At 64.3% G+C, this 24,795-nt stretch carries 20 protein-coding genes, 1 tRNA gene and 1 pseudogene; 13 read left to right on the top strand and 9 right to left on the bottom strand.

Annotated features, from left to right (window positions below):
- Window positions 1-315: 315 nt before the first annotated feature.
- Window positions 316-1,521: a CaiB/BaiF CoA-transferase family protein gene (locus KIP88_RS11935; protein WP_214488114.1), complete on the bottom strand. Its 1,206-nt coding sequence runs from the start codon at window positions 1,519-1,521 to the stop codon at window positions 316-318.
- Between the two features lie 196 nt (window positions 1,522-1,717).
- Window positions 1,718-2,143 (bottom strand): organic hydroperoxide resistance protein, encoded by a 426-nt coding sequence (locus KIP88_RS11930; protein ID WP_057837514.1) that lies wholly within the window; start codon window positions 2,141-2,143, stop codon window positions 1,718-1,720.
- Window positions 2,144-2,309: 166 nt separating this feature from the next.
- Here KIP88_RS11930 and KIP88_RS11925 point away from each other — a divergent pair, with 166 nt between their 5' ends.
- Window positions 2,310-2,768 carry a MarR family winged helix-turn-helix transcriptional regulator gene (locus KIP88_RS11925; RefSeq protein ID WP_214488113.1) on the top strand — a complete coding sequence of 153 codons (459 nt, stop codon included), beginning with the start codon at window positions 2,310-2,312 and terminating at the stop codon, window positions 2,766-2,768.
- A gap of 76 nt (window positions 2,769-2,844) precedes the next feature.
- Here KIP88_RS11925 and KIP88_RS11920 read toward each other — a convergent pair.
- Both KIP88_RS11920 and KIP88_RS11915 read right to left on the bottom strand, forming a co-directional pair.
- A tRNA-Ala gene (locus KIP88_RS11920) sits at window positions 2,845-2,920 on the bottom strand.
- Between the two features lie 90 nt (window positions 2,921-3,010).
- Window positions 3,011-3,436, bottom strand: a complete 426-nt coding sequence (locus KIP88_RS11915) for a TIGR02300 family protein (RefSeq protein ID WP_214488112.1) — start codon at window positions 3,434-3,436, stop codon at window positions 3,011-3,013.
- 142 nt (window positions 3,437-3,578) lie between these two features.
- Here KIP88_RS11915 and aroA point away from each other — a divergent pair, with 142 nt between their 5' ends.
- On the top strand, window positions 3,579-4,916 hold the full coding sequence (gene aroA, locus KIP88_RS11910; protein ID WP_214488111.1) for a 3-phosphoshikimate 1-carboxyvinyltransferase: 1,338 nt from the start codon (window positions 3,579-3,581) through the stop codon (window positions 4,914-4,916).
- Window positions 4,917-4,936: 20 nt separating this feature from the next.
- On the opposite strand, the gene KIP88_RS11905 is transcribed toward aroA, so the two are convergent.
- Window positions 4,937-5,926, bottom strand: coding sequence for a tripartite tricarboxylate transporter substrate binding protein (locus KIP88_RS11905; protein WP_214488110.1), 990 nt, complete (start codon window positions 5,924-5,926; stop codon window positions 4,937-4,939).
- A gap of 158 nt (window positions 5,927-6,084) precedes the next feature.
- Between KIP88_RS11905 and cmk the strand changes: the two genes are divergently transcribed.
- Window positions 6,085-6,726: a (d)CMP kinase gene (gene cmk, locus KIP88_RS11900; protein ID WP_214488414.1), complete on the top strand. Its 642-nt coding sequence runs from the start codon at window positions 6,085-6,087 to the stop codon at window positions 6,724-6,726.
- Between the two features lie 44 nt (window positions 6,727-6,770).
- Here cmk and KIP88_RS11895 read toward each other — a convergent pair whose 3' ends face one another.
- A complete protein-coding gene (locus tag KIP88_RS11895; protein WP_214488109.1) occupies window positions 6,771-6,941 on the bottom strand; it encodes a hypothetical protein in 171 nt (56 codons plus the stop codon).
- 487 nt (window positions 6,942-7,428) lie between these two features.
- On the opposite strand from KIP88_RS11895, the gene rpsA reads away from it, so the two are divergent.
- The 10 genes from rpsA (at window position 7,429) to KIP88_RS11845 (ending at window position 17,555) form a co-directional block, all read left to right on the top strand.
- Entirely contained in the window at window positions 7,429-9,129 is a 1,701-nt protein-coding gene (gene rpsA / locus KIP88_RS11890) for a 30S ribosomal protein S1 (RefSeq protein ID WP_212417156.1), read from the top strand.
- 294 nt (window positions 9,130-9,423) lie between these two features.
- Window positions 9,424-10,404: a signal peptide peptidase SppA gene (gene sppA / locus KIP88_RS11885; RefSeq protein WP_214488108.1), complete on the top strand. Its 981-nt coding sequence runs from the start codon at window positions 9,424-9,426 to the stop codon at window positions 10,402-10,404.
- Window positions 10,405-10,575: 171 nt separating this feature from the next.
- Window positions 10,576-10,881: an integration host factor subunit beta gene (locus KIP88_RS11880; RefSeq protein WP_214488107.1), complete on the top strand. Its 306-nt coding sequence runs from the start codon at window positions 10,576-10,578 to the stop codon at window positions 10,879-10,881.
- 135 nt (window positions 10,882-11,016) lie between these two features.
- Complete coding sequence (locus KIP88_RS11875) at window positions 11,017-11,409, top strand: lipopolysaccharide assembly protein LapA domain-containing protein (protein ID WP_214488106.1); 393 nt, start codon at window positions 11,017-11,019, stop codon at window positions 11,407-11,409.
- A gap of 61 nt (window positions 11,410-11,470) precedes the next feature.
- Complete coding sequence (locus KIP88_RS11870; protein ID WP_214488105.1) at window positions 11,471-12,130, top strand: phosphoribosylanthranilate isomerase; 660 nt, start codon at window positions 11,471-11,473, stop codon at window positions 12,128-12,130.
- Window positions 12,127-13,344, top strand: coding sequence for a tryptophan synthase subunit beta (trpB, locus tag KIP88_RS11865; protein ID WP_214488104.1), 1,218 nt, complete (start codon window positions 12,127-12,129; stop codon window positions 13,342-13,344). Before KIP88_RS11870 ends, trpB begins: the two co-directional genes overlap by 4 nt.
- A complete protein-coding gene (gene trpA, locus KIP88_RS11860) occupies window positions 13,341-14,177 on the top strand; it encodes a tryptophan synthase subunit alpha (protein ID WP_214488103.1) in 837 nt (278 codons plus the stop codon). Before trpB ends, trpA begins: the two co-directional genes overlap by 4 nt.
- 83 nt (window positions 14,178-14,260) lie before the next feature.
- Window positions 14,261-15,202, top strand: a complete 942-nt coding sequence (gene accD, locus KIP88_RS11855) for an acetyl-CoA carboxylase, carboxyltransferase subunit beta (protein WP_214488102.1) — start codon at window positions 14,261-14,263, stop codon at window positions 15,200-15,202.
- A complete protein-coding gene (locus tag KIP88_RS11850) occupies window positions 15,199-16,539 on the top strand; it encodes a folylpolyglutamate synthase/dihydrofolate synthase family protein (protein WP_214488101.1) in 1,341 nt (446 codons plus the stop codon). The genes accD and KIP88_RS11850 overlap by 4 nt, the downstream gene beginning before the upstream one ends.
- Window positions 16,540-16,814: 275 nt before the next feature.
- Window positions 16,815-17,555, top strand: coding sequence for a metallophosphoesterase (locus KIP88_RS11845; RefSeq protein ID WP_214488100.1), 741 nt, complete (start codon window positions 16,815-16,817; stop codon window positions 17,553-17,555).
- Between the two features lie 166 nt (window positions 17,556-17,721).
- On the opposite strand, the gene trxA is transcribed toward KIP88_RS11845, so the two are convergent.
- The 3 genes and pseudogenes from trxA to addB form a co-directional block, all read right to left on the bottom strand.
- Window positions 17,722-18,042 carry a thioredoxin gene (gene trxA / locus KIP88_RS11840; RefSeq protein ID WP_192736238.1) on the bottom strand — a complete coding sequence of 107 codons (321 nt, stop codon included), beginning with the start codon at window positions 18,040-18,042 and terminating at the stop codon, window positions 17,722-17,724.
- A 72-nt stretch (window positions 18,043-18,114) separates the two neighbouring features.
- Window positions 18,115-21,645 (bottom strand): annotated as a pseudogene (addA, locus tag KIP88_RS11835) (double-strand break repair helicase AddA).
- A complete protein-coding gene (gene addB, locus KIP88_RS11830) occupies window positions 21,639-24,785 on the bottom strand; it encodes a double-strand break repair protein AddB (RefSeq protein WP_214488098.1) in 3,147 nt (1,048 codons plus the stop codon). Before addB ends, addA begins: the two are co-directional and overlap by 7 nt.
- Between the last annotated feature and the right edge of the window lie 10 nt (window positions 24,786-24,795).

Below are 24,795 nucleotides of genomic sequence, written 5' to 3'. Positions count from 1 at the left end.
CTCCGGGTTGGGGTCGTCACCTTCGTTTCGCGCGATAACAGCGCCGGATGACGTGCAAATGACCGTATAAGTGAAAGGATGGTAGTGGGAAAGCGTGCGCCGAGGGAAGCGGGAAAATAGGCGAAGGGCGCGCACGCCGTCGTCCCTGCGAATGCACGAGCCCATAACCACAGGCGCGCGTCGTTGGGCCGTAGCCCGGATGGAGCGAAGCGCAATCCGGGACCGCTCACGCCGCTTGCACTTTTCCCGGATTTCGCTGCGCTCCATCCGGGCTACGAACTGGGCCCCCGGCGTTGGCAGGGACGACAGAGACAGCTAGCGCTTGCGCTCGGCGCCGCAGACCGCGCCCCCGGCTACCAGCGCTTCGATCTCGCTCTTCGCGTAGCCGAACTCGCCCAGCACCTCTGATGTGTGCTGGCTGAACTTCGGCGGCGTCCGGCGCAGGCTCGGCTTGGTCCGCTCCAGCCGGATCGGGGAGGCGACGCCCTTGTACCAGTCCTTTTCGATGATATCGCCGCGATGCAGCGTATGCGGGTTGGTCAGCGCCTGATCGATCTTCTGCACCGGTCCTGCCGGCAGGCCTGCCGCCAGCAGGCGATTGCAGAGCGGCTCGGCCTCGTGCTGGCTGAACACGGCCGCGAGTTCGGCGCGCAATGCGTCGCGGTTGGCGATGCGGTCCTTGTTGCGGGCAAAGCGCGGATCGGTGCCGAGCTCGGGCTTGCCGATTTCCTTGGCGAGCTTGCGGAAGGTGCCGTCATTGCCGACGCCGATGAAGATGTCGTCGGTCCTGGTCGGAAAGATCGCGTAGGGCACAAGGTTGGGATGCTCGTTGCCGGTCAGTCCCGGCGGCTTGCCATGCATGAAATAGTTCGCGGTGTGCGGATGCATGATCGCAAGGCCGGTTTCATACAGCGTGGTTTCGAGAAATTGCCCGAGACCCGAACGCTGCCGCTCCGACAGTGCCATCAGGATGCCGATCGCCGCGTAAAGCCCGGTAGTGATGTCGACCAGGGGAACGCCGATCCGCATCGGACCGCTTTCCGGCGAGCCGGTCGCCGCGATCATGCCTGTCATGGCCTGGATGATCGCGTCATAGCCGGGATTGCCGCCGCGCGGGCCGTCGGCGCCGAAGCCGGAAATCCGGCAATGCACCAGCTTTGGGAATTTCGCGCGCAGCACGTCGTTGCCGATGCCCCATTTGTCGAGCGTGCCCGGCTTGAAATTCTCGATCAGGACGTCGGCCGTCTCCAGCATCTTCATCAGGACCGCGCGCCCGCCTTCGGAGGCGAGGTCGAGCCCGATCGAGCGCTTGTTGCGGTTGATGCCGACAAAATAGGCTGCATCCTCCTCGTGGAACGGAGGGCCCCAGTCGCGCACCTCGTCGCCGGCCGGCGGTTCGACCTTGATGACGTCGGCGCCGTGGTCGGCAAGGATTTGCGTGCAATAGGGGCCGCCGAGCACGCGCGTCAGATCGATCACGCGCAGGCCGGTCATTGCGCCGGGAGCGGCTACAGAACTCATGGACAAGAACCTTCGCTCAAGGAGAAAATCGAAGTCTTGAGCTAGCGGTCTTCAGGCGCGGCGGCAATGGCGTCTCGCGCACAGGCGCATGACGCCACCGCCGTAGCAAAGCCTCGGAAGATTCCGTGAGGGCGCGAATGGCCCGCCGGTATCCGCGGCGGGCCATTCGAACGTCGTCTTACACAACCGCCGGTCGTTACACGACCGTCAGGCGCACATCCACATTGCCGCGGGTGGCGTTGGAGTACGGGCACACCTGGTGCGCTTTCGCGACAAGGGCTTCCGCTTCCGCCTTGGGAACACCGGGCAGCGAGACGGCAAGGTCGATATCGAGGCCAAAGCCGCCCTCCGAACGCGGACCAATGCCGACGGTGGAGGTAACGGTGGCGTCCGCCGGCACCTTCGGGCCGCCCTGCGAAGCGACGAATTTCATCGCGCCGATGAAGCAGGCGGCGTAGCCGGCCGCGAACAGCTGCTCGGGGTTGTTGCCGGCGCCACCGCCGCCGCCGAGTTCCTTCGGGGTCGCGAGCTTGACGTCGAGCGCGCCATCGAGGGTTGCGGCGGTGCCGTCACGGCCGCCGGTGGCCTTGGCGCTGGTCTTGTAGAGCACGTTCACAGACATATCGGTCTCCCTTGGGTTTGCCGTTTTCGATGAACGATATATTGCACACAATTAGATTGTGCGCAATATAAATTATTGCAGGCTGCGCGATTTAATTGTATGCAATTGAAATCAAGCGCTTAGCCACCATATCAGTGTCTGGGCGCTGCTCGTTGACGAGGACGTGATGGCCAGGAAATCTTCGGCGGACTTTCCGCTCCGGCTCGATAATCAAATCTGCTTTGCGGTGTATTCCACCGCGCACGCGTTCAACCGCGTTTACAAGCCGCTGCTCGACAAACTCGGCCTGACCTACCCGCAATACCTCGTCATGCTGGTGCTGTGGGAGCGCGACGGCGTGCCGGTGAAGGACATCGGTGAGCGGCTGCTGCTGGATTCCGGCACGCTGACGCCGCTGCTGAAGCGGCTGGAGGCGGCCGAACTGCTCAAGCGCACGCGCAGCACCGAGGACGAGCGGCAGGTGCTGATCGCGCTGACGCCAAAGGGCGAGTCGCTCAGGGAGAAAGCACGGGCGGTGCCGCAATCGATTCTCGCGGCGTCGGCCTGCTCAGTCGGCGAACTCGTGGGGATGAAGAACGAGATCGTCGCGCTACGCGATCGGTTGAATGCGCTGTTGGGGGAGTAGGCCAGGGCACTAGTTTATGCCGAGGCCCGCCGTCGCCCTTTGGGCTATGGCGAGGCAGCCTTCGCTACGCGAAGGCTGGTGGAGCCAGGCGGGATCGAACCGCCGACCTCTTGCATGCCATGCAAGCGCTCTCCCAGCTGAGCTATGGCCCCTTCACAGTCAAGGCACGGTCTCTTGGACAATGCTCCCGCAAGCCTTGGGCGACTTGCGGGGGAGACCCAGAACACAGTTCTGGGCCGATCTCAAGTCTCTTCGTCACCTCCGACATCACCGATGATGTCAGTGACGTCCTCATCGCCCTCTTCCTCGTCGGGAATGAAGGTGGAATCGTCGTCGTCATCGCCCTCGATGGTCTCGTCGATCTCGATGTCGTCTTCCGATTCGGGAACCACGGCCTTGACCTTGCCGGTATTTTCCTCGGCATCGGCCTCCTCGAGCGAGACCAACTCTTCGGCCTCGGCAGCCTCCGGCATATCGGCAGCGGCGGTGGCCGAAGCGGCGGCTGCGGCGCGTGCGGCATCGCCACGGGCGGCCCGCGGCGGGGCAATCGGCGCAATCGGCACGACCTCGCCAGTGTAGGGCGAGATCACCGGGTTCTTGTTGAGATCATAGAATTTCTTACCCGTCGTCGGGCAAATGCGTTTGGTTCCGAGATCGGATTTGGCCACGTGTGGATCCTGGGAAATTCTGAAAAACGGTGCTTCACTTGGCTAGTTGAGGAGCCGGTGTCAATAGCGGTTGTCGCATTTGACGGCAGCGTGACGCCGTGGAGCCCATGTGGTACTGCCGGCCCCGCAGAGGACCCCAATCTTGACCGATTCAACCACCCAAACCCCGCTGGAATCCCGCGCAAGCGGCCCTTTGAGCGGCAAAGTCCGCGTTCCCGGCGACAAGTCGATTTCGCACCGCGCCCTCATCCTGGGGGCCCTTTCGGTCGGCGAAACCAGGATTTCCGGCCTGCTGGAGGGCGAAGATGTCCTCAATACCGCCAAATCGATGCAGGCGCTGGGCGCCAGGGTCGAACGGACCGGGCCGTTCGCCTGGAAGGTTGACGGTGTGGGCGTGGCGGGCTTCGCCCAGCCGGCTTCCCCGCTCGATTTCGGCAATTCCGGCACTGGCTGCCGGCTGGTGATGGGGGCGGTCGCTGGCTGTCCGATCACTACCGTGTTCGACGGCGACGCCTCGCTGCGGTCCCGCCCGATGCGCCGGATCCTCGATCCCCTGGAATTGATGGGCGCCAAAGCCGGTGAGGCCAAGGAAGGCGGCCGCCTGCCGCTGACGCTGCACGGCGCGCGCGATCCGGTGCCGATCCTTTACCGGACCCCGGTGGCCTCGGCCCAGATCAAGTCGGCGGTGCTGCTGGCGGGCCTTGCTGCGCCGGGTATCACCACGGTCATCGAGCAGGAAGCCAGCCGCGACCACACCGAGCTGATGCTGAAACATTTCGGCGCCGAGATCATCTCCGTTAATGAAGGCAGTCACGGCCGCAAGATCGCGCTGACGGGCCAGCCCGAATTGCACGGCGCTGACGTCGTGGTGCCTGCCGATCCGTCTTCGGCCGCATTCCCGATCGTGGCGGCGCTGGTCGTCGAAGGCTCCGACGTGACCTTCTCCGACGTCATGGCCAATCCGCTGCGCACCGGCCTGTTCACGACGCTGCGCGAGATGGGCGCTTCGATCGAGGAAAGCGAAGTCCGCGGCGACGCCGGCGAGCCGATGGCGACCTTGCGCGTGCGCGCGTCGAAACTGCGCGGCGTCGCGGTGCCGCCGGAGCGCGCCCCCTCGATGATCGACGAATATCTGGTGCTGGCGGTCGCAGCCTCGTTCGCCGAAGGCACCACCATCATGCGCGGCCTGCAGGAATTGCGCGTCAAGGAATCCGACCGGCTGGAGGCCACCGCCGCCATGCTGCGCGTCAACGGCGTCAGGGTCGAGATCACAGGCGACGATTTGATCGTCGAGGGCCGCGGCCATGTGCCCGGCGGCGGCCTCGTCGCCACCCACATGGATCACCGCATCGCGATGTCGGCGCTGGTGATGGGACTGGCCGCCGACAAGCCGGTCAAGGTCGACGACACCGCCTTCATCGCCACCAGCTTTCCGGATTTCATCCCGATGATGCGCTCATTGGGCGCGGAGTTTTCGTAAGACGCGTGCGCTTGCGCGGTTCAGGACGGCGCAAGCCCAAGGTTCGTCACCGCCTCAAGCCAGACCGGCGATTCTTCCTTGTACAGTTTCTGCGTCTCCTCGAAGGTCATCGCGGTATCATCGACGCCGAATGATTTCATCAGCTGCTGCACCTTTTCGGTCTTGCCGCCGGCGACGAGAAGCTTTGACAGCTTCTCAATGACGGCCGCCGGCGTGCCCGTGGGCACGGCGCAGCACTGGAAGCCGGTCAACTGGAAGATCCGCGATGTTGCGCCCTGCTCCTTGAAAGAGGGGACATCCGGCAATGTCGACATCCGCTTGCGCGAGACGGCGACCGCATGGCCGCGGCCGCTCTGCAGGACGGACAACGCCGCGGAATAGCTGCCGTGGGCGCCGTCGATAAACCCGCCGGCGAGATCGGTCCACATTGGCGCTTCGCCGCGATAATGGACCGCTTCCATCTTGAGACCATACTGCTTGTTCATTTCGGCGATCGCCATGTGCGCGTATGACCCGGCGCCATAGGTGCCAACGTTGACCTTCTCGGCTTTCTTCGCGTAGGCAACAAATTCGGCGAGCGTCCTGGCGCCCGTCTTCTCGCTGGCCACGAACGGCAGGCTGCCCGCCGGCATGATCGAGACGAGGACAAAATCCTTGTCGGCGTCGTAGGGGATATCCTTGATCAAGACGCGGTTCATGATCATGGTCGTCGAGATCGTGAACATCAGCGTGTAGCCGTCGGGCGCGGCGCGTTTGGCTTCAGCGGCTGCGACCGATCCCGAGGCGCCGGCCTTGTTTTCCACCGTCACGTTCTGGCCCGTCTGGGTGCGGATATATTCGCCATAGGTACGCGCAAACAAATCAGTCTGCCCTCCGGCCGGATAGCCCGCGATGATCTTGATGGGCTTGGTTGGCCAGTCCGTCTGCGCATGGGCCGAAGACCCGATCAGCGGGACCGCCGAAGCGGCCGCAGCATTGCCGATAAAACGACGTCGTGAAATGGCGCTCATCGTATCCCTCCGGCCGGTGCTATTTCTGCAGATCCTTGGATGGAATTCCCGGGCAGGTTTCAGAATAGAGGCGGTCGACCGCCTGGGCGAGGAACATTTGGACGCATCTGCGTCTTCACGGCCTTGACCGCATGGCCGCTCTGTCGCACATGGCTCTCATGATCATCGCCATCGACGGGCCGGCGGCATCCGGCAAGGGCACGCTCGGCAAGCGGCTCGCTCACCATTACGGCTATCGCCATCTCGACACCGGCGTGATCTATCGCGCGGTGGCGAAAGCGCTGCTGGACGAGGGGTTTGACCTCACCGACGAAGCGCGGGCGGTGGCGGCTGCCATGGAGCTCGATCCCGAAAAATTCGGACATCCCGAGCTGAAGACGCAGCGCATCGGCGATGCCGCCTCTGTCGTGTCGGCAATACCCAGCGTGCGTCAGGCGCTGGTCAATTTTCAGCGCCAGTTCGCGGCCGATCCGCCGGGCGCCGTGCTCGATGGGCGCGACATCGGAACCGTGATCTGCCCGAATGCCGATGTGAAGATCTTTGTCGTCGCCGACCCGCATGTGCGCGCCCGCCGCCGGACGCTGGAAGCGCTGTCGCGTGGCGAAGCTGCCGACGAGGCGATGGTGCTGGCCGATATTCTCAAGCGTGATGAACGGGACAAAAACCGCGCCGCCGCGCCCCTCAAGGCGGCGGCGGACGCCCATATCCTCGACAATTCAAATCTCGACATCGAAGGTGGCGTTCAGGCTGCCATTGCAATCGTCGAGGCGGTCCGCGCCGGACGGGGAAACCCTCGGTAGCCTGCGTCGATCCGCGCTAGCTGGCCCCTGAGCAAAAAAATCGATCAGTTCTTCGAGCGCTGCCGGTCGAACGGCATTTGCTGTTCGGCCATCATGACGGGCTTCGACTTGACGGCGGCAATCGCCTTGTCGGTCGCAAAAGCGCCCGGCTTGCCGGCAACGGCCGTGGCGACGGTAAAGGCGGCGATAGCGGTCACAGCGATCAGGCTCTTCATGGTGGCACCCCTGTTTTTGAACGGTGCCACCGTGTGGGGCGATGCTTAAGGTCGGGTTCCATCTCGCCGAAGGCTGCGGAGCTTTCGCGTCATGCGGTCAACAAGGCGTTGAAAGCGCGGGCCCATGGTTAGCGTCCGTAACCCTTAAGGGCCCGTAAACTGGGCATTTCCGGCTTGCCGAAAATGGCCCTTGGGGCTATATCCACGCCCATCCGGGCCGCCATCGATAAGATCAGGGCTGTCCGAGCGGGCCGGCGGGAGGTTTGAACCCCCGCCGTCATTGGAGGAAAGCCCGCTCCAGGCTCCTGAAGTCGATACGCTCGTTTCAGGCTCCGGATAAATCAACGTATCGAACGTGCAGGCATGCTGCCGGCCCGCTTTTGCGCCTCCCGCAAACGCGGTCGTCAGGGTTCGCGGACCCCTGACACTTCACGCGCGATGCGCCCTTTAACCCGAACGGCCGGCAATATCCCGCATTGGAGAACAAATGGCTTCGACTGCTGCTTCTTATAATCCTACCCGCGACGATTTCGCTGCGATGCTGGACGAGTCCTTCGCCGGCGGCAATCTGCAGGAAAGCTCCGTCATCAAGGGCAAGGTAGTTGCAATTGAAAAGGACATGGCCGTCATTGACGTCGGCCTGAAGACCGAAGGCCGTGTGGCGCTGCGCGAATTCGCCGGCCCCGGCCGCGAAAGCGATCTCAAGGTTGGTGACGAAGTCGAGGTGTTCCTCGACCGGATCGAGAATGCGCTCGGCGAAGCCGTGCTGTCGCGCGACAAGGCGCGCCGCGAGGAAAGCTGGGGCAAGCTCGAGAAGGCCTTCAACAACAACGAGAAGGTTCACGGCGTCATCTTCAACCAGGTCAAGGGCGGCTTCACGGTCGACCTCGACGGCGCGGTCGCCTTCCTGCCGCGCTCGCAGGTCGACATCCGCCCGATCCGCGACGTCGCGCCGCTGATGAACAACTCGCAGCCGTTCCAGATTCTCAAGATGGATCGCCGCCGCGGCAACATCGTGGTGTCGCGCCGCACGGTTCTCGAAGAGACCCGCGCCGAGCAGCGCCAGGAGCTGGTGCAGAACCTCGAAGAGGGTCAGGTGATCGACGGCGTGGTCAAGAACATCACCGATTACGGTGCGTTCGTTGATCTCGGCGGCATCGACGGCCTGCTTCACGTCACCGATATCGCCTGGCGCCGGGTCAATCACCCGACCGAAGTGCTCACCATCGGCCAGACCGTGAAGGTCAAGATCATCAAGATCAACCACGAGACCCACCGCATTTCGCTCGGCATGAAGCAGTTGCTGGACGATCCGTGGCAGGGCATCGAGGCGAAGTACCCGCTGAACGCGCGCTTCACCGGCCGCGTCACCAACATCACCGACTACGGCGCGTTCGTCGAACTGGAGCCGGGCATCGAAGGCCTGATCCACGTCTCGGAAATGTCGTGGACCAAGAAGAACATGCACCCCGGCAAGATCGTTTCGACCTCGCAGGAAGTCGAAGTGCAGGTTCTGGAAGTCGATTCGGTCAAGCGCCGCATCTCGCTCGGCCTCAAGCAGACCATGCGCAACCCCTGGGAAGTCTTCGTCGAGAAGTTCCCGGTCGGTTCGACGGTCGAAGGCGAGGTCAAGAACAAGACCGAGTTCGGTCTGTTCCTGGGTCTCGACGGCGACGTCGACGGCATGGTCCATCTGTCCGACCTCGACTGGAAGCTTCCGGGCGAGCAGGTCATCGACAACTTCAAGAAGGGCGACATGGTCAAGGCCGTGGTGCTCGACGTCGATGTCGAAAAGGAGCGCATCTCGCTCGGCGTCAAGCAGCTCGAAGGCGACCCCTTCGCCGAGCCGGGCGACGTCAAGAAGGGCGCGGTCGTGACCTGCGAAGTGCTCGAAGTGAAGGAAGCCGGCATCGAGGTGAAGATCTCGGGCACCGACTTCACCACCTTCATCAAGCGCTCCGAGCTCGCCCGTGACCGCAACGATCAGCGCGCCGAGCGTTTCGCCGTCGGCGAGAAGGTCGATGCCCGCGTGATCCAGTTCGACAAGAAGGCCCGCAAGGTGCAGGTCTCGATCAAGGCACTGGAAGTCGCCGAAGAGAAGGAAGCCATCGCGCAGTACGGCTCCTCCGATTCAGGAGCGACGCTCGGCGACATTCTCGGCACCGCGCTCAAGAACCGCGACAAGTAAGCTTCAGCTTATCTGTCTGCGACATCAGGCCCCGGTTTCGACCGGGGCCTTTTCTGTCCCCGTAGCCCGGATGGAGCCAACGGGTCGCGCGAATGCGCGCCCGATGACAGGCTCAGCGCAATCCGGGACAACTCAACCCGTTTGCGCGGCTGCCCCGGATTCCGCTGCGCTCCATCCGGGCTACAATTGCCGCGGGTCTTGTTTTCTTCAAATTGCGTCGCAATTGATGTAATCAGATAAGGCTTCGCTAGCGCTGCGGATGCAAAACGCGCTGATCATTTCAGGAGAAATTCGATGTCGCTCGATTCGGACGTGATCGTCGATCGCCGCAGGATCCGCCGCAAGCTGACCTTCTGGCGCGTCGTGGCTGGCCTGGTTGCCATCGCGGCGATCGTCACCGTCGGCGCGGTCGCGACAAAGAGCGGGCCGGCCGCGCTGACGGCCTCGGGATCGATCGCGCGGGTCAATATCGAAGGGCTGATCCGCAGCGACCAGCAACGCGTCGAGGCGCTAGAGCGGCTGGAGAAAACCAGCCATGCCGCCGTCATCGTGCACATCAATTCGCCGGGCGGCACCACGGCCGGCTCCGAGCAACTCTATGACGCGCTGGTGCGCCTGAAGGCCAAGAAGCCGCTGGTTGTGGTGGTCGAAGGCCTGGCCGCGTCGGGCGGTTACATCACGGCGATGGCCGCCGATCATATCGTCGCCCGCCAGAGCTCGCTGGTCGGTTCGATCGGCGTGCTGTTCCAGTTTCCGAATTTCACCGAGCTGATGAAGACCGTGGGCGTCAAGGTCGAGGAAGTGAAATCCTCGCCGTTGAAGGCCGCGCCCAACGGTTTCGAGCCGACCAGCCCGGAGGCGCGCGCCGCGCTCGACGCGCTGGTGAAGGATTCCTATGCCTGGTTCCGCGGCCTGGTGAAGGAGCGGCGCGCCATGGATGACGCGCTGCTCGAAAAGGTCGCGGATGGCCGCGTCTTCACCGGCCGTCAGGCGGTGGAACTGAAGCTGGTCGATCAGCTCGGCGATGAAAAAGCGGCCGTTGCCTGGCTGGTTGCCGAAAAGAAGATCAAGAGCGATCTGCCAGTGCGCGATTACAAGCTAACACCGCAGTTCGGGGACCTCACATTCCTGCGCGCGGCGGCTTCCATCGCGTTCGATGCACTCGGCTTGAGTTCCATCGCGCGCCAGATCGAGCAGGCCGGCGTCGCCCAGGCGGTCGATCAGCTCTCACTCGACGGCATGTTGGCGCTGTGGCGCCCCGCAGCCGCCAATTGAGCCGCACCGGCTGCGCTTCGCCACATTCTCCCGCACCGCGGGTGTCGTCACAAACCCCCTCCGGGCCGCTTGTCGCCGCATTTCGCGTTGCCCATAAGTGATTTAGCGTCTTGACAGTTCAAGGTATTTTCACGGAAATGGATATCCGCACGACCCCGGATCCCAACTTCGATGATTAAATCCGAACTTGTTCAGCGCATCGCCGAGCACAACCCGCACCTCTATCAGCGGGATGTGGAGAACATTGTGAACGCGATCCTCGACGAGATCGTCGCTGCCTTGGCGCGCGGCGACCGTGTCGAGCTGCGCGGCTTCGGCGCTTTCTCGGTCAAGCATCGCCCGGCGCGCGCAGGGCGCAATCCTCGCACCGGCGCCCATGTGCCGGTCGACCAGAAGAGCGTGCCGTTCTTCAAGACCGGCAAGGAAATGCGCGAGCGGCTGAACCGCGACGAAAGCTCGCCCGAGGCCGGCGCGTAACGTAGCGTTTTCAAGCGAAGTGGACCCGGTTCGCGTAAAGAAAACGCGTCAAATAAAAGACTCCACGGTCTTAACGATTTGTAGCCGTGTTGCAGGTTTCATCCCTGCCGTTCTCCATCACCACGAGAGATGGTCATGCGAAAGTTTTTCACGGCGCTGGTCGTCATTCCCTTGGGCCTCATCTTCATCGTCTTTGCCGTCGCCAACCGCCATTTCGTGACGGTGTCGTTCGATCCCTTCAATTCGACCGATCCGGCGATCGCGGTGTCGATGCCGCTGTTCGCCGTGATCATTGCGGTGGCCATTCTGGGGGTGGCGGCGGGCGGAATGGCGACCTGGCTCCGCCAGCGCCACTGGCGCCGCGCGGCGCGCCAGCACGAGGCGGACGCCCGCCGGGCGAGGGCGGAGACGGCCGATCTACGGGCTGCGGCGGCGGTTTCCCGGGCCGATCAGCAGCGGCTTCCGGCACCGTCCCAGTACGGTATCTATGGGGCCACAGGGCGAGACAAGCAGGGCGCGACGTTGTAGAACCCGCCCCGTCAGCTTGTTCCAATTTGCCCTGGCGGCCTGGATCCGCCCCTGAGAGACCATGCCCCTGCTCGTCAAAATTTGCGGCCTGTCCACGCGCGAGACGCTCGACACCGCGCTCGAGGCGGGCGCCGACATGGTGGGATTCGTGTTCTTCTCCCCGTCGCCGCGCCACCTCAGCCTCGAGACCGCGCGGGAACTCGGCCAGCAGGCCAAGGGCCGCGCCGCCAAGGTGGCGCTGACGGTCGATGCCGACGACGCGACGCTCGAAAACATCGTCGAGACGCTGCGGCCGGACCTGCTGCAGTTGCACGGCAAGGAGACCATCGCGCGCGTACGCGACATCAAGACGAAGTTCGCACTGCCGGTCATGAAGGTAATTGCGGTCGAAACGTCAGCCGATCTCGCCGTTCTGCCGGGCTATGCGAGCGTGGCCGACCGCATCCTGTTCGACGCCCGCGCGCCGAAGGGCGCCACCCGCCCCGGCGGGTTGGGAGCCGTGTTCGACTGGCACGTTCTGGAAAAGCTCGATCTCCAACTGCCTTTCATGGTCTCGGGCGGGCTTTCCGCCGACAACGTCGCGGAGGCGGTCCGCGTCACCCGCGCCGGTGGCGTCGATGTATCGTCGGGCGTCGAAAGCGCGCCCGGTGTCAAGGATCCGGAGATGATCCGCAATTTTATTCGCGCTGCGCGCGCCACCGAAGAATTGATGGTCCGATGAATCCAAACCTGCCCAATTCATTCCGCACCGGCCCCGACGAGCGCGGGCATTTCGGCATTTTCGGCGGACGCTTCGTCGCCGAGACGCTGATGCCGCTGATCCTCGAACTGGAAAAGGCCTATGCCGACGCCAAGGCCGATCCGGCGTTTCAGGCGGAGATGAACGGCTACCTCAAGACCTATGTCGGCCGGCCGTCGCCGCTTTATTTCGCCGAGCGACTGACCGAGCATCTCGGCGGTGCAAAAATCTATTTCAAGCGCGAGGAGCTCAATCACACCGGCTCGCACAAGGTCAATAATGTGCTCGGCCAGATCATGGTCGCGCGCCGCATGGGCAAGAAGCGCATCATCGCCGAGACCGGCGCCGGTCAGCACGGCGTCGCCACCGCGACGCTATGCGCGCGGTTCGGGCTCGAATGCGTGGTCTATATGGGCGCGGTCGATGTCGAGCGGCAGCAGCCAAACGTGATCCGCATGGAAATGCTGGGCGCCAAGGTGGTTCCCGTTCAATCCGGCGCGCGTACCCTGAAGGACGCGATGAACGACGCGCTGCGCGACTGGGTCACCAACGTGCACAACACGTTCTACTGCATCGGCACGGTGGCCGGTCCGCATCCCTATCCGATGATGGTGCGCGACTTCCAGTCCGTGATCGGCGACGAGACGCGCAAGCAGATGCAGGAGGCCGAGGGCCGCCTGCCGGATTCGCTGGTGGCCTGCATCGGCGGCGGCTCCAATGCGATGGGCCTGTTTCATCCGTTCCTCGACGATCCCTCCGTCGAGATTTTCGGTGTCGAAGCGGCGGGGCATGGGTTGACACAGCTCCACGCCGCCTCGATCGCCGGCGGCCGTCCCGGCGTCCTTCACGGCAACCGCACCTATCTCTTGATGGACGAGGACGGCCAGATCCAGGACGCGCATTCGATTTCGGCAGGGCTGGATTATCCCGGCATCGGCCCGGAGCATTCCTGGCTGCACGAAACCGGCCGGGTCAATTATCTCTCCGCGACCGACGAGGAAGCGCTCGCGGCGTTTCAGTTGCTGACGCGGCTTGAAGGCATTCCTCCGGCACTGGAGCCGGCGCACGCGATCGCCAAGGTGATGGAGCTCGCGCCAAAGCGTCCGCGGGATCACCTGATGGTTGTCAATCTTTCCGGCCGCGGCGACAAAGACATTCCGCAGATCACGGAAATTCTGAAGGGCAGGAAGAAGTGACCACCCGCATCGATGCAAGATTTGCCGAACTCGCCAAGCAGGGCCGTTCGGCGTTCGTCACCTTCCTGATGGCCGGCGATCCCGATCCAAAGACTTCGCTCAACATTCTCAGGGCGCTGCCGAAGGCGGGCGCCGACATCATCGAGATCGGCATGCCGTTTACCGATCCGATGGCCGACGGGCCGTCGATCCAGGCGGCGGGCCTGCGTGCGCTGAAGGCCGGCATGACCCTGAAGAAGACGCTGGAGATGGTCCGCGGCTTCCGCAAGGACGACAACGCCACGCCGCTGGTGCTGATGGGCTACTACAATCCGATCTACATCTACGGCGTCGATAAATTCCTTAACGATGCGAAGACCGCCGGTGTCGATGGGCTGATCATCGTCGACCTGCCGCCCGAGGAAGACACCGAGCTTTGCATTCCGGCGATGAAGGCGGGGCTCAATTTCATCCGCCTGGCGACGCCGACCACCGACGACAAGCGCCTGCCCGCGGTGCTCGCGAACACGTCGGGCTTCGTCTATTACGTCTCCATTACCGGGATCACCGGCAGCGCCAGCGCCGATTCCACGGCGGTCGGCGAAGCCGTCGCCCGCATCAAGCGGCATACCAAATTGCCTGTCTGCGTCGGCTTCGGCATCCGCACGCCGGATGCGGCGCGGGCGATCGCGGAGAATGCCAATGGCGCCGTGGTCGGCACCGCACTGGTCGATGCGCTCCGCGCCAGCCTCGATAGCGAGGGGCGCGCGACCCCGAAAACCGTCGGCGCCGTCGCCGATCTGGTGTCCGCGCTGGCGCAGGGTGTGCGGGGAGCGAAACAGGCCGCCGAATAAGCCACAATTGGGACGGCTTGCCGGGCTAGGTCCGAATCGCCATATGATTCAGTTGATGCGTTAACCGCATTTCGGAGCGAAACATGAATTGGCTCACCAATGTCGTCCGGCCGAAGATCCGCAACATCCTGCGCCGCGAGACGCCGGAGAATCTGTGGATCAAGTGCCCGGATTCCGGGCAGCTCGTATTCTACAAGGACGTCGAGGCCAACCAGTTCGTCATCCCCGGCTCGAACTACCACATGCGCATGGGCGCGGTGGCGCGGCTGAAGTCGATCTTCGACAACGAGACCTGGTACGATATCGCGCTGCCGGAAGTGATGGCCGATCCGCTCAAATTCCGCGATGAACGCAAATATGTCGACCGCATCAAGGACGCTCGCGCCAAGACCGGGCTGAACGACGCCATCAAGGTCGGCTACGGCAAGCTGGAGGGCGCCGGCGTCGTCGTCGCGGTGCAGGATTTCGATTTCATGGGCGGGTCGCTCGGCATGGCCGCGGGCGAGGCGATCGTGCGCGGGCTCGAGCTTGCGGTGGAGAAGAAATCACCGTTCATCATGTTCGCGGCGTCGGGCGGCGCGCGGATGCAGGAAGGCATTCTGTCGCTGATGCAGATGCCACGCACCACCGTCGGCGTGCAGATGCTGCGGGAAGCGAAGCTGCCTTACATCGTGGTGCTGACCAATCCGACCACCGGCGGCGTCACCGCGTCCTATGCCATGCTGGGCGACGTGCAGATCGCCGAGCCCGGCGCGCTGATCGGCTTCGCCGGCGCGCGCGTGATCGAGCAGACCATCCGCGAGAAACTGCCGGAAGGATTCCAGCGCGCCGAATATCTGCTCGATCACGGCATGATCGACATGGTCGTGCATCGCCACGAGATGCGTCCGACGCTGGCGCGGCTGTGCCGGCTCTTGACCAAATCGCCGGCGCTCGACGTCGCTTCAAAGCCCGCGCCGCAGGTCACGGACCCGGCCCAGATCGTCTTGGCACCGGAAGCCGTGCCGGCTGCGCCCCACGCGTGAATCTACCTGCCGCCAACTCCCAGCCGCTCGGTGAATTGATCGCGCGGCTGGCTGCCTTGCATCCGAAGCGCATCGATCTCAGCCTCGATCGCATGCACCGCCTGCTGGCGCGGCTCGATCATCCGGAAGCCGTGTTGCCGCCGGTGATCCATGTCGCGGGCACCAATGGCAAGGGTTCGACCATCGCCTACCTGCGCGCGATCCTCGAGGCCGCAGGCCTGCGTGTGCACGTCTACACCTCGCCCTATCTGGTGCGGATCAACGAATGCTTCCGCATCGGCGAGAAGGGCGGCGGCAAGCTGGCCGATGATGCCGAGTTGCGCCGGGTGCTGGAGCACTGCGAACAGGTCAATGCGGGCGAGCCGATCACGATTTTCGAGATGGAGACCGCGGCGGCGTTCTGCCTGTTCGCGGAGCATGAGGCCGATGTCGTGCTGCTGGAAACCGGCCTCGGCGGGCGGCTCGACGCCACCAATGTCATCGACAGGCCGATCGCGACCGTCATTGCGCCAGTCAGCATGGATCACATGGAATTCCTTGGCAGCACGCTGACCGCGATCGCCGGCGAGAAGGCCGCCATCATCAAGCGCGGCGCGCCGGTGATTTGCGCCGAGCAAGCGCCGGAGGCGATGTCGGTGATCGAGGCGCAGGCGAAGCGCATGCGCGCGCCGATGCATACGGCGGGACAGCAATGGCATGTCGGCGTCGAGCGCGGGCGGCTGGTCTATCAGGACGAGCGCGGCCTGATGGATCTTGCGGCGCCAAGGCTGTTCGGACGGCATCAGTTCGACAATGCCGGTCTTGCGATTGCGACGCTGCGGGCGATCGAGGCGTTCAAAATCGGGATGCCGGCATTCGAGGCCGGCATCGTCAATGCCGAATGGCCGGCGCGGATGCAGCGCCTGGTCGCGGGCGCGCTGTTCGATCAGGGACCCAAGGGTTGCGAGATCTGGCTCGATGGCGGGCACAACGCAGAAGGCGGCCGCGTCGCTGCGGCAGCGCTCGGCGATCTCGAGGAGCGGGTGTCGCGTCCGCTGGTGGTGATCGCGGGCATGATGGCGAACAAGGATGCAGGCGCATTCCTCGCCAATTTCGCCGGCCTGACACGGCACATCGTTTCGGTGGCGATTCCCGGCCGCGACAACGCGATGCCGCCGGATCGCCTTGCGGATGCAGCGCGCGCGCTCGGTATGCGCGTGGAAAATGCTGCAAGTATCGAAGCCGCACTACATGCGCTGTCGCGGCTGGCTTACGAAGTGCCGCCGCGCATCCTGATCACCGGCTCGCTCTATCTCGCCGGCCACGTGCTTGCGATCAACGGCACGCCGCCGGGATAGCGTGCGAAGAAAATTAGTCCGAAGAAAATGAAATGGCCGCTGAAATTACTTCCAGCGGCCGCCCGGGAAAAAATATCGATTGCTTATGAATTCTCCAGCCCCGGTAATTTCAAATTCTAGCCAAGACGCGTGGACCCCGCGAGTCGGAACCCGGGTTCCGCCACATTACCGAAGGGGTATGTTGCAGGATGGCCTCACCCAAATGAGGTAGATCGCCATAGCATTTTTTTGCATTGCATGACGTCACTCGTCGAAAGCTGGAATTGAGAATTAGCATGCGTTTTGCCGCCATTGCCGATGTACACGGAAACTATCTCGCGCTGGAAGCCGTGCTGGCCGATATCCGCGCGGAAGGAATCAGCGACATCGTCAATCTCGGCGACATGGCGAGCGGGCCGCTCGACGCGCGGCGAACCATGGACGTGCTGATGGCGCTCGATGCCGTTCACGTGCTCGGCAATCATGATCGCTATCTGATCGATCGGCCACCGAAGAAGATGGGATCATGGGATCGCCCCGCCCATGCGCAGCTCGAACAGCGCCATCTCGATTGGTTGCGCGCGGTGCCAAAGACCGCCGTGTTTCGCGATCAGGTTTTTCTCTGTCACGCGACGCCAAGCCATGACGAAGCCTATTGGCTGGAGACGGTTCTGCCTGACGGCACCGTGCGGATGTCGTCGCTGGATGCGATCGAGGAACGCGCGCACGAGATCACGCAGTCCTTGATTCTCTGCGCGCACACGCATCTCGCCCGCGCAGTCAGGCTTCGCGATGGCCGATTGATCGTCAATCCCGGCAGCGTCGGTTCACCCGGCTATCGCGATACTCATCCGTTTCCGCATGTCATCGAAGCCGGTACGCCCGACGCGCGCTACGCCATCCTCGAATTCGCCGACGGCGCCTGGCGCTTCACGTTTCGGCATGTGCCGTATGATCATGAGGTGATGGCTGCGCTGGCGCGGCGGAACGGCCAGGCCGAACTGGCGCACGCGCTGGCGACGGGTTGGATCGGCTGAAGAATTCGTAGCCCGGATGGAGCGAAGCGCAATCCGGGACAGTCGCGCCGCGAACAGAGAGTCCCGGGTTACGCTTCGCTCCACCCGGGCTACGCAATCATTCGCCGCAAAAACAAAACAGCCGGCTATTCGCCGGCCGTTTCACAATCAGCAAATTGAAATCCGATCACACCGCAGCGGTGATCCACTGCTGCAGCTTCGCCTTCGGCGCGGCGCCGACCTGGCGGGAGGCCATCTCGCCGCCCTTGAAGATCATCAGGGTCGGGATCGACATCACGCCGTACTTCGAGGCCGTCTTCGGGCTCTCGTCGACGTTCAGCTTCACGATCTTGACCTTGTCACCCATGGCGCCGGAAATCTCGTCGAGGGCGGGGGCGATCATGCGGCAGGGGCCGCACCATTCGGCCCAGAAATCGACGACCACCGGCCCGGTCGCGTTGAGCACTTCGGCTTCGAAATCGGCGTCAGAAACCTTGCCAACGGCCATGGGAATTACCTCGTTCAGTTAGAAATTAAGGGGCGCGGGATGAGAATCGCGCCCGGGATGATAGGATCAAACCTATGAACGCGATCCTGCCGGGTCAAGCACGGGTCACGCCGAGATGATGGATGCCAGCTCCGCCTCCAGTAGGGGGGTGGAAATCTCCATTAATTCAGCGGTTTCGGTCCAAAGCAGTGCAGCTCGAACCGGCAGCTGGGGATAAAGCTTGGCGAGCACCGCCCGGTACAGCGCGAGCTGGCGGACATAGCCCCTCGGCGCCTCGTCAGGCCGGCCCGGCGGGGCATGGTTGGTCTTGAAATCGATGATCAGGACCTCGCTGTCGGTGACCACGAGGCGGTCGATCTGCCCGGATACCAGCGCCGGCCGGCCGCCCGGCCGCTCCAGTCGCCCGACGATCGAGACTTCGGCCCGGCTGCCCGGCGCGAACACCGGCGCGAAACGCGCATCCGCAATCAAGGCCAGCGTGCTTTCGGCCAGCGCCTGCCGTTCCTCGTCAGTCCAGCCATCGGCATTGCGGGCCAGATAGGCCAGCGCGGCCTCGCGGCGGCGCTCGGCGGCGATATCGGGCAGCGATTGCAGGAGCCGGTGTACCAGCGTACCGCGCTGCAGGGCGCGGGCGCGCTGTGTGAGCGATTCGGCCGTGCGCACCGGATGGCGCTCGCTGTCGGCGGGGTCCGAGGGCCGCAACGGGCTTTCCGGGGAAATCTCAGGCTGCGCCGGTGTCAGCAGCCAGTTGGGCAGCACCATCGGCGCCGGCGGGGACGGCGCCGCAGCGGGAGCGGCCGGCAGCGCGGTCTCCTCGGGGCGTGTATAGCGCTTCACCCGGCCTATCGCGGTCTCGATCTCCTGAAGCTGCAACGTGGAACCGGCGAGCCCCTTGGTGATCAGATCGTACCAGGACAGCGGCCGGACGCTCCTCATGTTGCCGGGCAGGCAGCCGCCGACGATCAGGCGGTCTGCCGCGCGCGTCATCGCGACATAGAGCAGGCGGCGGTATTCATCCTCGGTATCGCCGATCATTGCCGCGCGCGCCGCGACAACTGCCGGCGGATCCTCGGCCTTGCGGCCGGCCCAGACCACCACACCCGGAGCATGCGGATCGGCATTGCCCTGCGGCAGGTTGATCAGTTTTAGCCGCTGCGTATCCGAGGGCGACGTCGTGGTGTCCACCAGGAAGACGACGGAAGCCTCCAGTCCCTTGGCGCCATGCACGGTCATGACGCGGACCTCGTCGCGCGAAATTTCCATGTCGCGCTTCACTTCCAGGTCCGCCGTGCGCAGCCACGCCATAAAACCCTGCAACGAGGCCGGCGCCTTGCGTTCGTAGTTCAGCGCCAGCTCCAGAAACTCATCGAGCGCGTCGTTTGCCTCGTGTCCGAGCCGCCGCAGGATTCGCGCGCGGCCACCATCACCGCCGAGCAGCCAGGCATAGAAAGCGAACGGCGTTTCGCTTGCAAAGCGACGTTCGCACTGTTCGAGCCGCCACAGCGCATCCCGCAACCGTCCGTCGGCCGCGGCGCGCTCAGCCAATGCCGCGCGCAACGATCCCTTGCGCTGCCAGGCGATCTTGAACAAATCGTCATCGCCAAGGCCGAACAGCGGGCTCTTCAGCGCAACCGCGAGCGCCAGATCGTCCTGCGGCAGCAGCAGCGCATCAGCGAGGTTCATCAGGTCGATGATTGCGATGTGCTCGGTCAGCTTGAGGCGGTCGGCGCCGGCGACGGGGATGCCGGCGTGCTTCAGCGCCTGGATCACGGCGTCGAACGCGTTGCCGCGCCGTCGCACCAGCACCAACATGTCGCCATAGCGCAGCGGCCGGCGGTCGCCTTTGCTGCCGGTCATCACACCGCTGCCGACCAGCGTCTTGATCTCGGCCTGAATGCGCCGGGCAAGCTTTACTTCGGGGCTGGTCGCGGCGACGCCGTCGAACGGCGCGCGCCAGCCTTCGATGTCCTGCCGGTCGTCGGTCTCAGCGAGTTCCCAGAGATCGATCTGGCCCGGGCCGGCATCGGCCAGCGCGTGATGGATTGGATTGCCGATGTCGACTGCATGGATGCTGCGAAAGATATCCTGCTCGCGAAACACCTGATCGACCGCATGCAGGATTTCCGGTCCTGACCGGAACGAATAGGTAAAGGACACCGGATCGAACTTCAGTCCGGCGCCCTCGAACTTTCTTTGCAATGCGCGGCGGCGCAGGTCGAATTCGCGTGGCGCTGCGCCCTGAAACGAAAATATCGACTGCTTCTCGTCGCCGACCGCGAACACCGTTCGCACCACGCCATCGCGTGCGCCTGCGCCCGAGGTGAATTCGGAGATGATGTGCGCGACGATGTCCCATTGCCGGGGGCTGGTATCCTGCGCCTCGTCGATCAGCACATGATCGACACCGCGGTCGAGCTTGTAATGCACCCAGCCCGAGGAGACGCGGTCGAGCATTTCCAGCGTCTTGTCGATCAGGTCGTCATAGTCGAGCAGGCCGCGTTCCTGCTTCTCGCGGCGATAATTGGCCGCTGCAGCGGTCGCGATATGAAGCAGCGCCTCGGTGCGGTCGCGGGCCACCACGGCGCGGCGGCGTTCGATCAGGGGAAGGATTCGGCGGGCTTCCGACTCAATCAGCCGGCCTATGGCCGGATTGTTGTCACAGAATTTCTTCGTCACCACCGATTTACGGGGTGTGCGATCGGCCTCGGTGAGGAATACGCCGAGATACTCGTCCACCTGCGCAGCGCCAGTGAACATCAGCGCACCGCGCAGCCGCGACGCCTGGTCCTGATCGGTCTTGCTTCCGGTTTCCAGAACCAGGGCGACGTCCTGCCATCGCGATCGCGGCAGGTTGGGTCCGTCGACGATGTCATGTTCGACATCCTCGATCCGATCGTCGGGATTCACGCCGAGCGCAGCCGAGATCTGCGCGGCCGCGGCATGCGCACTGCCGGCGGCGTCCGTCCATGCCATGAAGTGATCGCGGCTGAGGCAGGCCTCGCGCACCACGTCCTTGAAGGTGACGTCGGCGGCGCTCGCCATCGCCGTCATGAGCGCGCGGCCCGTCGCGCTGTCGGGATTGCGCGACGCCTCGAGGAAAACGCCGAGATTGGCGCGCTCCATCATCTCGTTCTGGTCGCGGTCATCGAGGACGGCAAACCGCGCCGGCACATTGGCCTCGAAAGGGAATTGCTGCAGTAGCCGCGTGCACAGCGCGTGGATGGTCTGCACCTTCAGTCCGCCCGGGGTCTCCAGCGCGCAGGCGAACAGTTTGCGCGCCGATTTGCGCAAGCGTGCGCTTGGATGCGGAATGCCGGCCTCGCGGATCGCCGCATCCAGTGCGTCGTCGTCGAGCGTCACCCAATGGCCGAGGGTGGTGAACACGCGCTCCGCCATGTTGGCGGCGGCAGCTTTTGTGAACGTGATGCAGAGAATCTTTTCCGGCGGCACGTCACTGAGCAGCAGCCGGATCACGCGCTGCACCAGCACATGCGTCTTGCCCGATCCGGCATTGGCCGAGACGAACGAGGACGCCGTCGGATCGGACGCGCGCGCCTGCGTGTCGCGCACATTGGGAGGAATGATGCGGGCAGCCTTCACCATTCCTCGATCCCCAGTCCGCCGGCCGCCGACCATTCCTTGATCCGGGCAAGATCGTCATAGGCGCCGTAGCGGTTCGACCACATCGACAGGTTCAGCGACGTGTAGGCCGTCTCTTCGTTCTCGAATTTGCGGATCAGCGCTTCAAGCTGTTCAAGAGCGTAGTCGGCCGCTTCGTCCGGCCGCTGCGGCGTATCGTTGTTCCTGATTTTCAGCTCCAGCGAGCGCTGCTCGCCGGGCGGATTGTTGCCGCTGAGCCTGACATAGACGAGTTCGCCGACGGATGAACCGGCGTGGATATTCTCAAAGCCACCCTCGCGCAGGATCGCGGCCTCCAGCGTCAGTTGCGGCGACAGGCCCATGCGCACCTGCTTGCCGGTCGGCGGCTGGCCGGTCTTGTAATCGAGGATCGCGAAGCTGCCGTCATGGCGCTGCTCGATCCGGTCTGCGCGCGCCGACAGCGTGAAGATGCGCTCGTTGTCGAGCGGAATCTTGATCTCGCCCCGGATCTCGGCGGCAATTTTCTCGATCTCGCCGCGCCGCGCCAGCTCCCAGTCGGCAAACCATGCGGCGATGCGCTGAAACCGCGGCCACCACAGCGCCCGCGCCTCGGGACGCTCCATCAGCGGCGCAAAATATTTTTCACCGATGTCACGCAGCACCAGCGCGGGCTGCGCGGGAAGCGCGTCGGCGAATTTTTGCGTGAACTCGCCGAGCGCGTCATGGATCGCCGAGCCGCGATCGGCCGCCGACAGCGGCATGTCGACGGGGTCGAGCGGATCGAGCCGCAGGATATATTTCGCGTAGATCGTATAGGGATCGCGCAGCCAGTCCTCGATCGCCGTGACCGACAGTTTTGTCGGTCGTGTCGCGACGGGCGGTTTCGGCGCGGGCTGCTCGATCGGCTCGACCGCGTCGGGCTGGTCCAGTTCGGCGGCGAAGCGGACGTAATTTTCTCCCGCGGCTTTCGCCGCATCCCAGCGCGCTTCGCCGGCGACAGCCTCCAAGCGGTGCAGAAAGCGCGAGGCGACAGCCGGCGCACCGCCGACCTTGGCCGAATGGGTCAGGATCACATCGTCCGTTCCCAGCAACTGCGCAAAATCGTGTGCGGAGAGGCCGATGCGCCGCTCCGGCAGATCGAGGCCGAGTTCATGGCGCATCGGCCGGCTGAGCCAGGGATCGACCCGCGGCGCCGGTGGCCATACGCCCTCGACCAATCCGCCGAGGATGACGCGGTCGGATTCGGTCAGCCGCGCTTCGAGCTGTCCGTAGATGTGCAGTTGCGCGCTCGACGATTCCGGCCGCCGCACCATGCGATCGGCGTAGGCGGTCTGGAACACATCAGGGTAATCGCCGAGCTGGACCATCAGGCCGCTCGGCTTTTGCTCGGCGAGCAGGTCGTCGAATGCCGCTGATAGCGCAGCGCCTTGCGCTTCCTCGAAGGCGACGGCAACGCCGTTTTGATCTGACGACAGCGCAATCAGCGTTTCGCGATGGCGTTGCGCCAGTTCGGCGAAATCGAACGGTTTTGACGAGCCCATGATTTCCAGCGGCGACAGCGCCTTCTGCAACGCCGCGATCAGCGCCTGCGCCTGGTCGAGTTGGTGGTCCCTTAATTTCGCGCGCGGCTCGGAGCCGTGAAGCGACGAGGTCTCATGGCTCCGGAGCTTCGTGAGTTCGACGCGGAAACGATCGAAGTCGCGCGCCAGGCCGGCCGTTCCTGCCTGCGGCCGGGTGCCACGCAGCAGCGCCAGTTCGAGGGTCTCGATGGCGTGCTTGAACGCGCCGGATGCGCCGCCGAGCCGAAACAGCGGATGTTTCAGCAGCGCGAGCAAGGTCGGCGGCTCCAGCCCCTTGCTGGCTGCTGCCGCGGCGAGGCGGGCAAAAATGCCGCTTGGCGTGTCCATCAGCGCGTCGCCGCCTGAATCGTCGAATTCGAGATTCCAGCGCCTCAGCGCCGCCATCACCCGCCGCGCCAGCGCGCGATCCGGCGTCACCAGCGCCGCCGATTTGTTCAGATGCCGCGCCTCGCGCATCGCCACCGCGATCGCCAGCGCCTCCATCTCCGAGTTGGGTGCTTCGACGACGGCAAGCTTCGCCATGCCGCCTGCGATCCTTCGCGAGACATCCGGCTGGACCAGACGGTCGTGCCATTGTTCGGTCGCGCTCGACGGCCGCATCGTCTCGGAGACCAGCACGTCGCGTCCTTGCGGACCTGGCGTACCCAGGATTTCGACGTCGCTCCGCTTGATGCCGAAGCGATCCAGCAGACCGTGCATCGCGAATTGCGGATGGTTCGATGAAGGCTGCGTGGTGAATTTGCCCTGCGCGTCCCTGACGCCGCCGATGGTTTGCCAGGCTTCCTCGTCGAGATCGGTGTCGAGCCCCGGCAGCACCACCGCGCCCAGCTTCAGGCCCGCCACGGCGTTGAGGAATTTCGCGGTTGCCGGCATCGAACCAGTCGAGCCGGCGGCCACCACCGGCCCCTCATGATGCGCGGTCAGGCGCGCGGCTTCCGCCTCGATCAGGCGGTCGCGCCGTTCGGCGGGTTCGATCCTGCCGATTTCCTTCAGGTGTTCCGGCCATGCCTTGCGGGCGATGCGCAGGAATTCCAGCGAGTGCTGCCAGTATTTGTCGAACTGGTCGGGCACCAGTTTGTCGAGCGCTTCCCAGGCGACGCCGCGTGTCACCATGTCGTCCATCAGCCGCGCCAGATCGCCGGCCAGCGCCAATGTCGATGCCGGGCCGCCGACCACGAGCGGCGCCGACACCGGGCTTTTCGCCCATGCCGCCACCAGATGCGCCAGCGTCAGGCGGCGCTCCAGTTCACCGAGTCTTGGCGGAAGGTCGAGCGGCGCCACGCCGCTGAATTGTTCGGAGCCTTCCGCAAACGCCAGCTCGTCCTCGTCGATGTCGCCGAGCGCCACGATGCGTGGCAGGATCGCCGCGTCCGTCTTCAATTCATCGAGAAAGATTTCCCGCGCCAGCCGCCCCGCGCGCCGGGTCGGCAGATAGAGCGTGGCCGTTGCGAGATTAAGAGGATCCCTGCGCGCCTCGAATCCCTCGACCAGCCGGCCGTCGACCAGCGCCGCGATGACGGTGCGCAGGAACGGCACGGAGACGGGAACGCTGAAGACGCGCATGGGCTTCCTG

The organism is Bradyrhizobium sp. SRL28 (assembly GCF_018596315.1).
In the GTDB taxonomy this organism is placed as follows: domain Bacteria; phylum Pseudomonadota; class Alphaproteobacteria; order Rhizobiales; family Xanthobacteraceae; genus Bradyrhizobium.
Note: the sequence above shows the minus strand (reverse complement) of the source record. Positions and strands in the feature narration are given on the sequence as shown.